We start from the raw sequence: 13,187 nt of genomic DNA, 5'->3' as shown, positions 1-13,187 counted from the left end.
CCGGAAAGACCTGCCCGATGCTGCTGCGCGTCATCCACGAAACGGTGTACGAATATGCCCCGTCGGTCAGCAATGCCCAGCACATGGCGCATCTGCGGCCGCTCGACGTGCCGGGCCAGCGGCTGCTGGAGCACCATTTGCGCATCGAGCCGCCGCCCGCCCAGTGCCTGGAGCGCACCGACGTCTTCGGCAACACGCGCGCCTTCTTCAGCCTGCCTTTCGCGCATGAATCGCTGCGGGTGCGTGCCGAAAGCCTGGTCGAGACGAGCACGCCTTTCGCCGCCGCCGAACGCGAAGATGCCGGCAAGCCGCTGGAGCTGGAGGAGGGCGTGGACGCTGACGATCTCGCTCTCGTCCTGCCGCCCAGCCCGGCCTGGGAAGAGGTGCGTGACCTGCTGCGCTACCGCCGGGGCGCCGCCTATGAGCCGGCCGCCGAGTTCGCCTTCGCCTCGCCGCATATCCCCCGCCACGCCGACTTCGTGGCCTATGCCGAGCCCAGCTTCGCGCCGGGCCGTCCGCTGCTGGAAGCCGCGTGGGAACTGATGTCGCGCATCCATGCCGATTTCACTTACGCCCCGGCCGAGACCGATGTCGGCACACCGGCTCTGGAGGCTCTTTCCATGCGCCGGGGCGTCTGCCAGGACTTCGCCCACATCATGATCGCCTGCCTGCGCGGGCTGGGGCTGGCGGCGCGCTACGTCAGCGGCTACCTGCTGACCCAGCCGCCCCCAGGCCAGCCGCGTCTCGTGGGCAGCGATGCCTCGCATGCGTGGGTGGCGGTGTGGGTGCCCGGCGATGGCGACGGTGCGCAGGCCGGCGGCATCTGGCACGACCTGGACCCGACCAACGACCGCGCTCCGGGAGAGGACTACGTCACCCTGGCTGTGGGGCGCGACTATGCCGACGTGTCGCCGCTGCGCGGCGTGATCCATGGCGGCGCCCGGCACATCCTGCGCGTCGCTGTGACGGTAGCTCCGGCCGACGAGGTGCTGGTGGAGTCACCTCGGCCTGATCAAGGCCTGTAGGCAAATCGGGCCGCAGCGCGCATTGCACCTGCGCATGCTGCTATGTTTTTTGATGAGCGATTCGCTGGAGCGGGATGGGGTGCCTCATCCCGCCCCGCAGGCTCGACTCAGGCCGGCGCTGTTTCGGCCGTCTGCACTGGCGGGGGCGCCATGCCGGAGCCATCCACCGGGGCCGCGGCGGGCGCTGCAGACGGCGCGTTCGCCATGTCGTTCACCGACTGCTCCACGGCCGCGGGCGTCAACTGGCCATGCACCAGCGCATGCACGAAGCGCAGCTTTTCCCTCACTCCGGTACCCAGCGCGAATGGGTAGGCGTCCAACTGGCCGAGGCTTCGGTTCAGGCTGTTGAGTAGCAGCGTGAGCGGTACCCAGGCGGTCAGCATCGCGTCGAAATCGGGCGCGGGCGGGCCGAAGGGGTTCACCATCGCATAGCGCGGCTCGCTGTGCGGATTGGGGATGGAAACCTCGGTGCGGTAGCTCTGCGCGGTTTCGAGCAGGTCCACCATGTGCAGATAGTGCGCCCAGGTCTCCGCCCAGTCTTCCCAGGGGTGCGAGGTGGCGTAGTCGCTCACGAAGTCATCCTGCCAGCCGGTGTGCGGCACGCTGGCGTAGTGGGCCTTGAGCGCCTCTCCGTAGTCCGCGCGTTCGTCCCCGAACACGGCGCGGAAAGCATCTGCGTGGCCGCCGCGCAGCACCAGCACGTCCCAGTAGTAGTGGCCGGATTCGTGGCGCAGATGGCCGAGCAGGGTGCGGTAGGGCTCGCCCAGGTCGAGCCGGCGGCGGGCACGCTCGTCGTCGTCCGCTTCCGCCACGTTCAGCGTGATCACCCCGTCGGCATGGCCCGTGAGCACCTTGGCTTCCGGCGTATCCGCCTTGAATTCATAGACCGGCCCGCTCTCACCCTCCACATGGGCGATGCCCATCTGCGCCAGGGTGTAGTAGAGGCGCCGCTTGGCGTTCTCGATGGCGGTCCATCGGCGCACGTTGTTCGTGTCCGACAGGTCGGGCAGAACGCGTGTCTGCTGGCACGACACGCACAGATGCGGTGTCTCGGCTTCCTCCCTACCGTCGCTGCCCGCCTCCTGGGGGATCGCGAAGTTGCAGGCGTTATGCGCCTCACGGTTGGCGCACAGCACATAGTGCGGCGGGGCCTCGGCGGGGGAGGGGGGCTCGGCTACCGCGTTGCCTGACTCGTTCCCCAGGTCGGTGGCGGAATCCGTCGATGAGGGCGAACTGCCCAACAGTTCCCACGTTCCCGGCACAGCTGCGACAGGCTGCAGGGCCACCATGTCCAGCCGTTGCGGGTCGAAGGCGAGAGTGGACCCGCAACCCAGACATTCCGTGCTGTCGAAGAACACCAGGGAGCCGCAATGAGTGCAATGGAAGAGTCGCATGATGGAAGGGCCTGAGGGTTTTGGGGAATGGGCTGTGCGCTCGAGGAGTCAGGAGCGAGGCGGTGGGAGGCCATGAGAGCGGAGGCGGGCTTGTGCCATGGAAAAAGGCCACGGGTTTCCAAGAGGAAACACCGTGGCCTTTGCAAGCCGCTCAGCACATGGCCAGTTCCAGTCAGGCGGTGAGCCTGCCTGTGGCTCCCCCGGCGCAAGCGGGCTGAGCAGCTACGAGCGTCTCCGCTCTAAAGCACCTTAGGGGCGAACGACGATGCTGTTGCGCACGTCACGCACATGCTTGGTGTTGCGGGCGATGGCTTCTGCCTGGTTCTTTTCGGCTTGCGACTTGGCGAAGCCCGACAGTTGCACCGTGCCGTTCAGCGTCTCGACGCTGATGGCCGTGGCGGAAACGGTCTTGTCTTCGGCCATCTTGGCCTTCACAGCGGTGGTGATGCCCGCGTCGTCCATGTACGAGCCCACCGTTTGCTGGTCGCGGGCCACGGAGCAGCCAGCGGAGATGATGGTGGCGCCAGCCAGTGCTGCGAAAGCGAGTGCACGTGCGTATTTCATGATTGTTTCCTTTTCTGATCTATCGTTGGTCATAACACGGGTGCTGGGAAGCTTCAGCTCATCGACCTATTGCACCCTCCGTGGTCGATGGACTGTGGGTGCGGTTGGCGCAGCCGCTGGTCAGCGGTGCAGCCAGTCCTTCAATTCGTCGGCATGTTCTTCTTCGTCCGCCAGGATGCCTTCCAGCATGCGGCGGGTAGTCGGGTCCTTGTCACCGATGAGCGAGATCATCTGGCGGTAGGCCTCGACGGCAATGCGTTCGGCCACCAGATTGGCACGCACCATGGCCTTGAGGTCGGACGACTCGTCGTACTGGGCATGGCTGCGCTGGAGCAGGCGGTCGGGGGCGAAGTCAGGCTCGCCACCCAGTTGCACGATGCGCTGGGCGATGAGGTCGGCGTGTGCCGATTCCTCGTTTGCATGCACCAGGAACTCGGCTGCGATAGCAGGGGACTCCAGGCCGTCGGCCGTGAAATAGTGGCGCTTGTAGCGCAGCACACACACCAGTTCGGTCGCCAGTGCATCGTTCAGCAGCTTGACGATCGCATCCCGGTGGGGACCGTAGGCCGGCGTCACAGCACCCTCGTCCAAATCCGCCGTGGCGGCTTGGTGCAATGCGGCTTCGTCCAGCACCAGTTGGCTGTCGGCATCCCTATCAGCCGAGCTCTTCATCTTCGTCGTGTTTTTCATGGGGCACTCGTTGGAATCGTGGAGAAAGCGTGGCGGTGGCGTGACTGGATGGCTGCGCTGCTGCCTGCAACCATTCAGTAGTCGCCGCGGCGGCGGCTGTCGCCCCGTGTCAGGAACAGCAGGGTGGCAAAGGCGGCTCCGGCAGCGGCCGCGATCAACACCGACTTGCCGGGCTGGTCGCTCACGTAGCGCGTGGTGGCTTCGGCGGCCTGGTTGAATTGGCGGCGTGCGCGTTCGCTGGCGTCGGCGCAGTAGGTGATGCTGCGGTTGGCCAGTTCCTGGGCGCGGGCGGCCAGATCGTCGATCGTGGGATTCACGGTCGTCTTGAGCCCGTCAACGCCCGCCTCTGCCTTGTCCAGCGATGTGTTCGCTGCGCGGCGGGTGGCTTGCACGGCATCCTTGGCGGAGTCCAGCACGCCATCTGCAACGGAGTGCGCGGTATCGGCGGCTTTTTGGGTGGCAGATTGGAAATTCATGGGAAACCTTTCGTTGGTAGATGTTCGAGAGCAGTGCCAGACACACTGGCCGACTCAGCGGCGATTCATCAGGCCCATCACGAAGGTCACGATGGCCATGATCACGAACACAAAGAAGAGGATCTTCGCGATGCCGACGGCGCCAGCGGCGATGCCGCCAAAGCCAAAGAGCGCGGCCACCAGGGCAATGACCAGAAAAACGACTGCGTAGTGCAACATAACCATCTCCTGAAGACCGGGGTGCCTTAGGCGCCGGTGATTGAACTAGAGCACCGAAGGGCTTGGGTGCATGTGTTCAATGTATTCAGGAGGCATCGGACGAGATGCCGGTGGCCTGCGCGCTGGGATGTAGGACTGCGCCCCCGCCCTGGGAGTGAGCCGGTTATGTCGCTCCTGCCCTCTACCTGCGCTCGCGGCCCGCCACGGGCCGACAGCGTAATCAGGCGTAGGGCAGAACGGCCGACACCAGAGTGCCTTCTCCAGGCTGCGAGGTGATCGTCAGCCGGCCTCCGGCCGCCTCGACACGGTGGCGCATGCCCATCAGGCCGTGCGAGCTGACGTTGATGGCCGTTGTGTCGAAACCCGTACCGTCATCCCTGATTTGCACCGAGACATGGGTGGGATAGTTGTGCACCGCGACCAGTGCTTTGGCCGCGCCGGCGTACTTTCCGATGTTGGTCAGGGATTCCTGAACCATGCGATAGACGGTCAGCTGCACTTGCTCGGGCAGGTCCACCGTTTCGAGGTTCACGTCCACCACGATGCCGCTTCGCTCGGCGAATTCCCGGGTCAGGATTTCCAGCGACGTGGTCAAGCCCAGGTTGAAGAGCGAGGAGGGGCGCAGGTCTTCGATGATGCGGCGCTTGAGGGCGATGCCGCTGTTGAGCGTTTCGGTCAGGTGGCGCAGGCGCTCGGCGATTTCGGGTACCTGAACGTCCACCCGCGGCTTCAGCCGCGCGACGTCCAGCTTGGCGGCGGTGAGCAGAGCGCCCAGCTCGTCGTGCAGTTCGCGCGCCAGGTGGCCCCGCTCATCCTCGCGCACCTGCTGCAAGTGATTGGCCAGCTCGGTCAGTGAAGCAGTGCGCTCGCGCACCAGTTGTTCAAGCCGGTCTCGTTCACGCGCCAGGATTTCCTGCTCGCGCTGGCTGACCGCCTGCAGGGTGATCGCCTGGTGCAGATACATATAGAAAGCCAGCAGGCAGATGGCCGCGAAGGTGGCGATGCCGATACGCGAGAGCAGTAGCGAGTGCAGGATGGCTTCGGTGCTGCGCTGCGTCTGTGCCGTGCTGTGCTCGACGAGTCGCGCCCCCAAGGTGCGTATGGCGTCCATGTTCTCCTTGCCGACATCGGTGGACAGGACGAACTTCCAGGCGTCATTGTTGTTTTGCCGCCGCAGCACCAGGCTCAACTCCATCTCCGACATCTTGCGGGCGATCTGCCGCGACATCAGTGCCAGGTTGCCCAACTCTTCGGGCGAGTTGATGAAGATGTTGCGCAACTCGTCCAAATTGCCGTTGATGGTGGTGACCGCCTTCTGGTAGGGCTCGAGGTAGCGATCGTCTCCGGTGAGCAGGTAGCCGCGCAAGCCTGTTTCCGCATCCAGCATGTTGAGCATCAGGCGATCAATCGCCGCGCGGGTGGCGTAGGTGCGAGAGAGTGCGCTTACGGCGTCGCGCGAGCGTGAGTAGCCGACCTCGTTGATGCCCACCAGCACAGACACCGCCAGCAATGCCAGAGGCAGGCTGATGGCCATCTTGCGGAAATTGGGCCAGCGCATATATAGGTTTCTCCGGACGGCAAGCAGATGTTTTCTGGATAATGTCAAATGCAGGCAGCTCGTCGCATGTCGGATGGCACAACGCAGATAAGCTTTGCGTCCGACGGCTACCAGCGGCCGAACGATACCGCGTAAAGAGCGACCTTCAGAAAGAAAGCTTAATGATCAAGATCGGGATTGTTGATGACCATGCGATTGTCCGCTCCGGGCTGCGGCAATTTCTGTCCGAGCATGTCGACCTTCGGGTAGTCGGCGAAGCGTCCAATGGCCGTGAAGCCATTGACCTCGTGCGCGCCGAAGAAATTGACGTGCTGCTGATGGATCTTTCCATGCCCGGCCAGAGCGGCTTGGACGCCCTCGCCATGTTGCGTGCCAAGGCGCCCGACATGGGCATTCTGATCCTGAGCGGCTACCCCGAGGAGCACTACGCCATCAACCTGATCCGTCAGGGTGCGAGCGGCTACCTCAACAAGGAATGCGACCCCAAGGAGATCGTAGAGGCCATCCGCACGATCTCGCTGGGCCGGCGCTACCTCACGCCCGCCGTGGCCGACTTGCTGGCGCAGCAGCTCAACCGCAAGGATGATGCCCCGCCGCATGAGCAGCTCTCCGAGCGCGAGTTCCAGGTGTTCCTGAAGCTGGCGAAGGGCGAAACCGCAGGCGACATCGCCAAGTCGCTGTCGCTGAGCGTCAAGACAGTCAGCACGTATCGCACACGGCTCATGGAAAAAATGGCCCTGTCTTCCAACAGCGATCTGACCTATTACGCTCTAAAGAACAAGCTGATCGATTGATATCTGTCGCTCCACCATCGGTGCGCCAGAGAGGGGCCGGTGGTGTGCGTTTTGGGCTTTGCATTCAGCGGCGCGCAAAAATAAAGCCGGTAGAAATACCGGCTTTATTTTTTATTTGCATCACTGTCGTTTTTCTCGACAGTGCAAGTAAATGTATCTGAATCAGCCCGCGACCATGTGCGCGTCGCCCGAGCTGGAGCTGTGCTGGATGCAGTAATCCACCAGCGCATCAATTTCATTGGATTTATCGAAAACCGCGTCTACGCCCAGTTGCGCGCAGCGCATACGCACATCGGGTGTCGCGTAATTGCTGAGGACCACCATTTTCTGGCCGGCAGTGCGGTTTCTGCAGGCTGCGAGCACGCCTAGCCCGCTGCCTTGTCGAAGAAACAGATCCACGATGGCCAGATCCCACTGAGCAGGGTGTGCGGTGAGCCAGTCCTTGCCGTCGTCTTCAGTCTCGGCGATGCCGACGGCTTCGACCTGGGCAAGTTCTTCCAGCGTACCAATCAAATTCTCGCGAATAGTGGCGTTGTCTTCAACGATGTAAGTACGCAATTTCACTGGGGGTTCCTGTCCAGGTCGCTAAAGATGATATGACCAAGACTTGAATGTAAGCTCAGGACACAATTCATTTTGCCAGTAGCGGCACGGTCAGGGGGTAGGAACAATCCTACCGTCACTCCCTCAGCTCATGCAGCGAGGTGGTTGGCTGAAACGGCGCCACATACCGGGCACGCCGGATCTTTGGCCGTGCGCATGCGCGTCCATTCCATGGATCTGCCGTCCAGCATCAGCAGGCTGCCGGCCAGCGAAGTGCCGGCGCCAACCAGGAGCTTGATCGCCTCGGCTGCCTGCACGCTGCCCACGATGCCGACCATGGGTGCGAGGACGCCCATCGTGGAGCATTGCACCTCCTCGAATCGGGCGTGCGGTGAGAAAAGGCAGGCGTAGCAGGGCGCATCCGGGCGGCGCGGATCGACCACCGTGACCTGTCCATCCAGGCGGATCGCCGCGCCGGCCACGAGGGGCGTGCGGTGCGCCACGCAGGCAGCGTTGACCGCCTGGCGCGTTGCATAGTTGTCGCTGCAATCCAGTACCACATCAGCCTCCTGCACCAGGATGCCGAGCCGCTGAGCATCGACCCGTTCGCGCAGGGCCCGCACGCGCACATCGGGGTTGATGGCGCGCAGCGCGATGGCGGCGGAATCTACCTTCGCCATGCCGATGCGGTCGGTGGTGTGGGCGATCTGGCGCTGAAGGTTGGTCAGGTCCACGGTGTCGTCATCCACCAGCGTCAGCGTGCCGACGCCGGCTGACGCCAGGAACAGGGCCGCCGGCGAGCCCAGGCCGCCGGCGCCGATGATCAGCGCATGCGAGCCCAGCAGCCGCTCCTGGCCTTCGATGCCGATCTCGTCGAGCATGATGTGGCGGGAGTAGCGCAGAAGCTGATCGTCGGTCATGGCGGAGGCGTGTCGATGGGTGAGATGGGGCGGCGCTGAAAAGAAGAAGGCCGGTCGCCTCGAAAGGCCCGGCCTTGGGCGATCAGCGAGCGGGCCTTTGGGGGCCTCCGCTGCCTGCTCAGTTGTCCTTCTTCTCTTCCTTGCGCTCGGTCTGCGTCTTGCTTGCCAGCACCGTTTTGCCCTTGAGCTGGTTCAGCGCCTGCTGCAACTGGAAGTCGGTGGCCGAGCCGAATTCGGGAATCTTGGGCTCGGTGATGTGCTTCTTGGCGTCTTCTTCCAGACGCTTGCGCGCTTCTTCACGGGCTTGCTCGCGTGCCACGTCCTTGACCTCTTCGCCCTGACCGCTGGCCAGATGCTTTTCGAGGTCGGCTTCCCGCATGCGCAGCGCGGCGAACAGGTCGCCTTCGGCCGTTTCGTCCACCATCACATCGGGCACGATTCCCTTGGCCTGGATCGACTTGCCGCTCGGGGTGTAGTAGCGGGCCGTGGTCAGCTTGATGCCGGTGTCGGGGCCGAGCGGACGCACGGTCTGGACCGAGCCCTTGCCGAAGGTCTGGCTGCCCATGACGACGGCGCGATGGTGATCCTGCAGTGCGCCGGCCACGATTTCGCTGGCCGATGCCGAGCCTTCGTTGACCAGCACCACCAGGGGCACCGTCTTCAGGGCTGCGGGCAGGCGCTTGAGCGGGTCGCCGCTGCCGCGGCGCTGGTAGTACTCGCTTGCAGCCTTGAATACGGCCTTGCTTTCAGGCAACTGGCCATTGGTGGACACCACGGTCACGTTCTCGGGCAGGAAGGCGGCCGACACGGCTACGGCAGCATCCAGCAGGCCGCCCGGGTCGTTGCGCAGGTCCAGCACCAGGCCTTTGAGGTTGGGGTCCTGCTTGTAGATCTCGTCGATCTTGCGCACGAAGTCATCGACCGTGCGTTCCTGGAACTGCGACAGGCGCACCCAGGCGTAGCCGGGCTCGATGACCTTGCCCTTGACGGACTGGGTCTTGATCTCTTCGCGCGTGATGGTCACCGGGAAGCTGCGGCTTTCGTCCTTGCGCAGGATGGTCAGCGTGACCTGCGTGTTGGGCTCGCCGCGCATCTTCTTGACGGCGTCGCTCAGGGCCATGCCCTTGACGGCGGTGTCGTCGATCTTGGTGATCAGGTCGTTGGTCTTGATGCCGGCACGGAATGCGGGAGAGCCTTCGATGGGCGAGACGACCTTGATGAGGCCGTCTTCCTGCGTGATCTCGATGCCGACGCCGACGAAGCGTCCGGAAGTGCCTTCGCGGAATTCCTTGAAAGACTTCTTGTCGAAATACTGCGAGTGCGGGTCGAGGCTGGACACCATGCCGGAGATGGCGTCGGTGATGAGCTTCTTGTCATCGACCGTATCGACGTAGTCCGTCTTGATGAGGCCGAATACGGCGGACAGCTGCTGGATCTCTTCCAGCGGCAACGGCGTCATGGCGCCGCGCGCCACGGTTTGCAGCGACACCGTGGTGAGCGCGCCTGCAACGACGCCCACCGCAATCCAGCCCGTAATCTTCAGTTTCTGGCCCATACAACACCTTTACCGCTTCAATATACACACCTTGGAAGACCCGCGCTCCGCGCAGTTCCCTGCGGGCTGGTTCGGGCCGGCGCCTGGGCGCAGCTTTACCCAGGCTTTACCGATCTCGGCTCAAGCCTTGCCCTGCGATGCCACGGCCGCCGCAGCCTTGGCGGCCGCTTCCGCGTCGCCCAGGTAGTAGTGGCGCAGCGGTCGCAGATCGTCGTCCAGTTCATACACCAGCGGAATGCCGTTGGGAATGTTCAGGCCGACGATGTCGTCGTCGGAAATGTTGTCCAGGTACTTGACCAGTGCGCGGATCGAGTTGCCGTGCGCGGCCACGACCACGCGGCGGCCCGACCGGATGGCCGGTGCCATGGTCTCGTTCCAGAAGGGTAGTACGCGGGCGACCGTGTCCTTGAGGCATTCGGTGAGCGGGATCTGCTCGGGTGCGAGGCCTGCATAGCGGATGTCGCCGCGTTCGCTGCGCGGGTCGGTGGCTTCGAGCGCCGGCGGCGGCGTGTCGTAGCTGCGGCGCCAGACGAGCACCTGCGCATCGCCGTACTGCTTGGCCATGTCGCCCTTGTTCAGCCCCTGCAGCGCGCCGTAGTGGCGCTCGTTCAGGCGCCAGCTGTGCTGGACAGGCAGCCAGGTGCGGTCCATTTCGTCGAGCGCGTGCCACAGCGTGCGCGTGGCGCGCTTGAGCATGCTGGTGTAGGCCTGGTCGAATTCGTAGCCCTCGGCCTTGAGCAGCCGCCCCGCGTTCTTGGCCTGCTCGATGCCGGTGGGGGTCAGGTCCACATCGGTCCAGCCGGTGAAACGGTTTTCCAGGTTCCAGGTGGATTCTCCGTGGCGTATCAGGACGAGCTTGTGCATGTTTCCCTCAAGGAGTCAGGTTCAAAACCTGGCATTCTAGAATTGCCGGCTTTGCATCCCCTGAGGACCGACGTGAATTTCATCATCGACAACTGGTATCTGTTCTTCATCGCGCTGGCTTCGGGCGGCATGCTGCTCGCGCCTCTGGTGCGCGAAGCTGCGGGCGGAACGCTCACCCCGGCCAACGCGGTGCTCCTCATCAACCGCGAAAAGGCGGTCGTGATCGACGTGAGCGAGCCCGAGGAGTTCGCTGCCGGCCACGTGGGCGGCGCCAAGAACGTGCCTCTGGCGCAATTGGAAGAACGCCTGCCGATGGTGGTCAAGAACAAGGCGCTGCCACTGGTGCTCGTGTGCGCCAAGGGCGCGCGGGCGCAGCGCGCAGTGGGTGTGGCCCAGAAGCTGGGTTACGACAAGGCCCAGGCCCTGGCCGGGGGCATGAAGGCATGGCGCGATGCCTCGATGCCGGTTGAAAAAGCCTGAGCCGTCACCAGTTATTGCTGACACGCCCCCCTTTTTTGCCGTTTTCCCCGCATTCCAGAAAGGTCGCCATGCAAGCCGTGAAGATGTACACCACCGCCGTCTGCCCCTATTGCATTCGCGCCAAGCAGATCCTCAAGTCCAAGGGCGTCGAGCAGATCGAAGAGATCCGCGTGGACATGGACCCTGCCGCGCGTGCGCACATGATGGAGATCACCGGCCGCCGCACGGTGCCGCAGATCTTCATCGGCGACACGCATGTGGGCGGTCATGACGACCTCGTCGCGCTCGACGGGCGCGGCGGCTTGATGCCTTTGCTGAACCCGGCTTGACCGCCCGTGAACAGGCTTGCTGGGCTGCATAATGCGGCCCGATCGCCCGCTGTGGGAGTCCCTTCCGCAGCGGGCTTTGTCGTGTCGGACCGGCCCGGGCCGGTACCCGGCACGGCGCGATGCATTCATTGATTGATTCACTCACCGATTGTTTGAAAGAACCCCGAACATCATGGCCAACGAAGAAGCAACCCCCGTGTTCCAGATCCAGCGCGTCTACCTGAAGGACGCCTCCCTGGAGCAGCCGAACTCCCCGGCCATCCTGCTGGAACAGCAGCAGCCCAGCGTGGATATCCAGCTCGGCGTGGAAGCAACTCCCGTGGCCGAAGGCATCTTCGAAGTGGCCGTCACGGCCACCGTGCAGACGAAGATCCAGGACAAGACCGTGTTCCTGGTCGAAGCCAAGCAGGCTGGCATCTTCGAGATCCGCAATCTGCCGGAAGACCAGATGGGCCCCATCATGGGCATCGCCTGCCCGCAGATCGTCTATCCCTACCTGCGCGGCAACGTGGCCGACCTGATCACCCGCGCTGGCTTCCCGCCTGTGCACCTGGCAGAAATCAACTTCCAGGCCATGTACGAGCAGCAGCAGGCCCAGGCCGCTGGCGAGCCTTCTTCCATCCTCACGCAGTGAGATGCGGCTGGCGCTGCAGCCCGAATGGCCTGCAGCGCTTGCCTAACAAGCGCTGACAGCTATGAAAATAGTAGTGCTTGGCGCAGGCGCCTGGGGTACGGCGATGGCGCTTTGCGCCGCCTCGCACCCGGCAGGGCATGCCGTGACGCTGTGGGCGCGCGACGCAGCCCAGGCCGAGGCCATGGCGGCCTCGCGGCAGAACGCCCGTTATCTGCCGGGCATCGATTTCTCTCCTTGCCTGCGAGTGGTGTCCGGCGACGTGCTGGACGCTGCGCACGCGGCCGACCTGGTGATCGTCGCCACGCCCATGGCGGCGCTGCGCGGCACGCTGGCGCGGCTGCAGTCGCTGGCCGCCCCCGTCGCCTGGCTCTGCAAGGGCTTCGAGGCGCCTGCCGACGGCCTGCCCGGCGCTGCCGGGCTGATGGGCCATGAGGTTTGCGCGCAGACGGCCCCCAGCCTGCGCACGGGCGTGCTCAGCGGCCCTAGCTTCGCGCAGGAAGTCGCCCGCTCCCGGCCTACCGCTCTGGTGGCCGCCAGTGCCCATGCCGACGTGCGCGAGCTGCTGGTGCAGGCTTTTCACTGCCCGAGCCTGCGCGTCTATGCCAACGACGATGTGGTGGGCGTCGAGGTGGGCGGGGCGGTGAAGAACGTGCTCGCCATCGCCACGGGCCTGTGCGACGGGCTGCAGCTGGGGCTGAATGCCCGGGCGGCGCTCGTTACCCGCGGGCTGGCCGAGATGACGCGCCTGGGTGTGGCCTTGGGCGCGCGGGCTGACACCTTCATGGGCCTGTCAGGGTTGGGCGATCTGGTGCTGACGGCCACGGGAGACCTCTCGCGCAACCGCCGCGTGGGGCTGCTGTTGGCCGAAGGCCAGACGCTGGCCGAGGCCATCGCCTCGTTGGGCCACGTCGCCGAAGGCGTCTATACGGCACGCACCGTAGCGATGCGCGCTGCGGCGCTGGGAGTGGACATGCCCATCACCCGTGCGGTTGTCGATCTACTGAACGCAAAAATGCGGCCTGCCGAAGCAGTGGCCGCATTGATGGGACGGGATCCCGCTGCTGAATTGCTGCTGCGTTGAGCGGGGTGGCCTGCTTGGGCCGGGACTCTTGCGCGTGCTCAGAGCACGCCGAAGAGCATCA

The 13,187-nt window shown here is 64.4% G+C and carries 16 protein-coding genes; 6 read left to right on the top strand and 10 right to left on the bottom strand.

Going from position 1 to position 13,187, the window contains the following annotated elements:
- Window positions 1-17: 17 nt before the first annotated feature.
- Window positions 18-1,025: a transglutaminase family protein gene (locus AC3A84_RS17930; protein WP_487971379.1), complete on the top strand. Its 1,008-nt coding sequence runs from the start codon at window positions 18-20 to the stop codon at window positions 1,023-1,025.
- Between the two features lie 107 nt (window positions 1,026-1,132).
- Here the strand turns inward: AC3A84_RS17930 and AC3A84_RS17925 are convergent, their stop codons facing one another.
- The 6 genes from AC3A84_RS17925 to AC3A84_RS17900 all read right to left on the bottom strand — a co-directional run bounded on the left by AC3A84_RS17925 (window position 1,133) and on the right by AC3A84_RS17900 (window position 5,926).
- Window positions 1,133-2,419: a zinc-binding metallopeptidase family protein gene (locus AC3A84_RS17925; protein WP_487971378.1), complete on the bottom strand. Its 1,287-nt coding sequence runs from the start codon at window positions 2,417-2,419 to the stop codon at window positions 1,133-1,135.
- A gap of 249 nt (window positions 2,420-2,668) precedes the next feature.
- Window positions 2,669-2,983 (bottom strand): BON domain-containing protein, encoded by a 315-nt coding sequence (locus AC3A84_RS17920; RefSeq protein WP_486160311.1) that lies wholly within the window; start codon window positions 2,981-2,983, stop codon window positions 2,669-2,671.
- Between the two features lie 120 nt (window positions 2,984-3,103).
- The gene (locus AC3A84_RS17915) at window positions 3,104-3,673 is read right to left on the bottom strand and encodes a ferritin-like domain-containing protein (protein ID WP_487971377.1); all 570 of its coding nucleotides are present in this window, start codon (window positions 3,671-3,673) and stop codon (window positions 3,104-3,106) included.
- Window positions 3,674-3,747: 74 nt separating this feature from the next.
- Window positions 3,748-4,149, bottom strand: coding sequence for a hypothetical protein (locus tag AC3A84_RS17910; protein WP_487971376.1), 402 nt, complete (start codon window positions 4,147-4,149; stop codon window positions 3,748-3,750).
- Window positions 4,150-4,203: 54 nt separating this feature from the next.
- Window positions 4,204-4,368, bottom strand: coding sequence for a DUF1328 domain-containing protein (locus AC3A84_RS17905; RefSeq protein ID WP_487971375.1), 165 nt, complete (start codon window positions 4,366-4,368; stop codon window positions 4,204-4,206).
- A 220-nt stretch (window positions 4,369-4,588) separates the two neighbouring features.
- The gene (locus tag AC3A84_RS17900; RefSeq protein WP_487971374.1) at window positions 4,589-5,926 is read right to left on the bottom strand and encodes a sensor histidine kinase; all 1,338 of its coding nucleotides are present in this window, start codon (window positions 5,924-5,926) and stop codon (window positions 4,589-4,591) included.
- 161 nt (window positions 5,927-6,087) lie between these two features.
- Here AC3A84_RS17900 and AC3A84_RS17895 point away from each other — a divergent pair, with 161 nt between their 5' ends.
- Complete coding sequence (locus tag AC3A84_RS17895) at window positions 6,088-6,720, top strand: response regulator (protein ID WP_056662412.1); 633 nt, start codon at window positions 6,088-6,090, stop codon at window positions 6,718-6,720.
- 162 nt (window positions 6,721-6,882) lie between these two features.
- Here AC3A84_RS17895 and AC3A84_RS17890 read toward each other — a convergent pair whose 3' ends face one another.
- The 4 genes from AC3A84_RS17890 to gpmA form a co-directional block, all read right to left on the bottom strand.
- The gene (locus AC3A84_RS17890) at window positions 6,883-7,284 is read right to left on the bottom strand and encodes a response regulator (RefSeq protein ID WP_487971373.1); all 402 of its coding nucleotides are present in this window, start codon (window positions 7,282-7,284) and stop codon (window positions 6,883-6,885) included.
- Window positions 7,285-7,412: 128 nt separating this feature from the next.
- Window positions 7,413-8,183: a HesA/MoeB/ThiF family protein gene (locus tag AC3A84_RS17885; protein ID WP_487971372.1), complete on the bottom strand. Its 771-nt coding sequence runs from the start codon at window positions 8,181-8,183 to the stop codon at window positions 7,413-7,415.
- A gap of 118 nt (window positions 8,184-8,301) precedes the next feature.
- A complete protein-coding gene (locus tag AC3A84_RS17880) occupies window positions 8,302-9,738 on the bottom strand; it encodes a S41 family peptidase (protein ID WP_487971371.1) in 1,437 nt (478 codons plus the stop codon).
- Window positions 9,739-9,858: 120 nt separating this feature from the next.
- Window positions 9,859-10,602, bottom strand: coding sequence for a 2,3-diphosphoglycerate-dependent phosphoglycerate mutase (gene gpmA / locus AC3A84_RS17875; protein WP_487971370.1), 744 nt, complete (start codon window positions 10,600-10,602; stop codon window positions 9,859-9,861).
- Window positions 10,603-10,674: 72 nt separating this feature from the next.
- On the opposite strand from gpmA, the gene AC3A84_RS17870 reads away from it, so the two are divergent.
- The 4 genes from AC3A84_RS17870 (at window position 10,675) to AC3A84_RS17855 (ending at window position 13,126) form a co-directional block, all read left to right on the top strand.
- Window positions 10,675-11,082: a rhodanese-like domain-containing protein gene (locus AC3A84_RS17870; RefSeq protein WP_487971369.1), complete on the top strand. Its 408-nt coding sequence runs from the start codon at window positions 10,675-10,677 to the stop codon at window positions 11,080-11,082.
- 68 nt (window positions 11,083-11,150) lie between these two features.
- The gene (gene grxC / locus AC3A84_RS17865) at window positions 11,151-11,411 is read left to right on the top strand and encodes a glutaredoxin 3 (RefSeq protein WP_092938434.1); all 261 of its coding nucleotides are present in this window, start codon (window positions 11,151-11,153) and stop codon (window positions 11,409-11,411) included.
- A gap of 172 nt (window positions 11,412-11,583) precedes the next feature.
- Entirely contained in the window at window positions 11,584-12,045 is a 462-nt protein-coding gene (gene secB, locus AC3A84_RS17860) for a protein-export chaperone SecB (RefSeq protein WP_092938432.1), read from the top strand.
- A gap of 61 nt (window positions 12,046-12,106) precedes the next feature.
- On the top strand, window positions 12,107-13,126 hold the full coding sequence (locus tag AC3A84_RS17855) for an NAD(P)H-dependent glycerol-3-phosphate dehydrogenase (protein ID WP_487971368.1): 1,020 nt from the start codon (window positions 12,107-12,109) through the stop codon (window positions 13,124-13,126).
- The last annotated feature ends 61 nt before the right edge of the window (window positions 13,127-13,187 follow it).

This window comes from Paracidovorax sp., assembly GCF_057642795.1.
The sequence above is the reverse complement of the archived record's forward strand: the minus strand, read 5'-3'. Positions and strand labels throughout refer to the sequence as shown.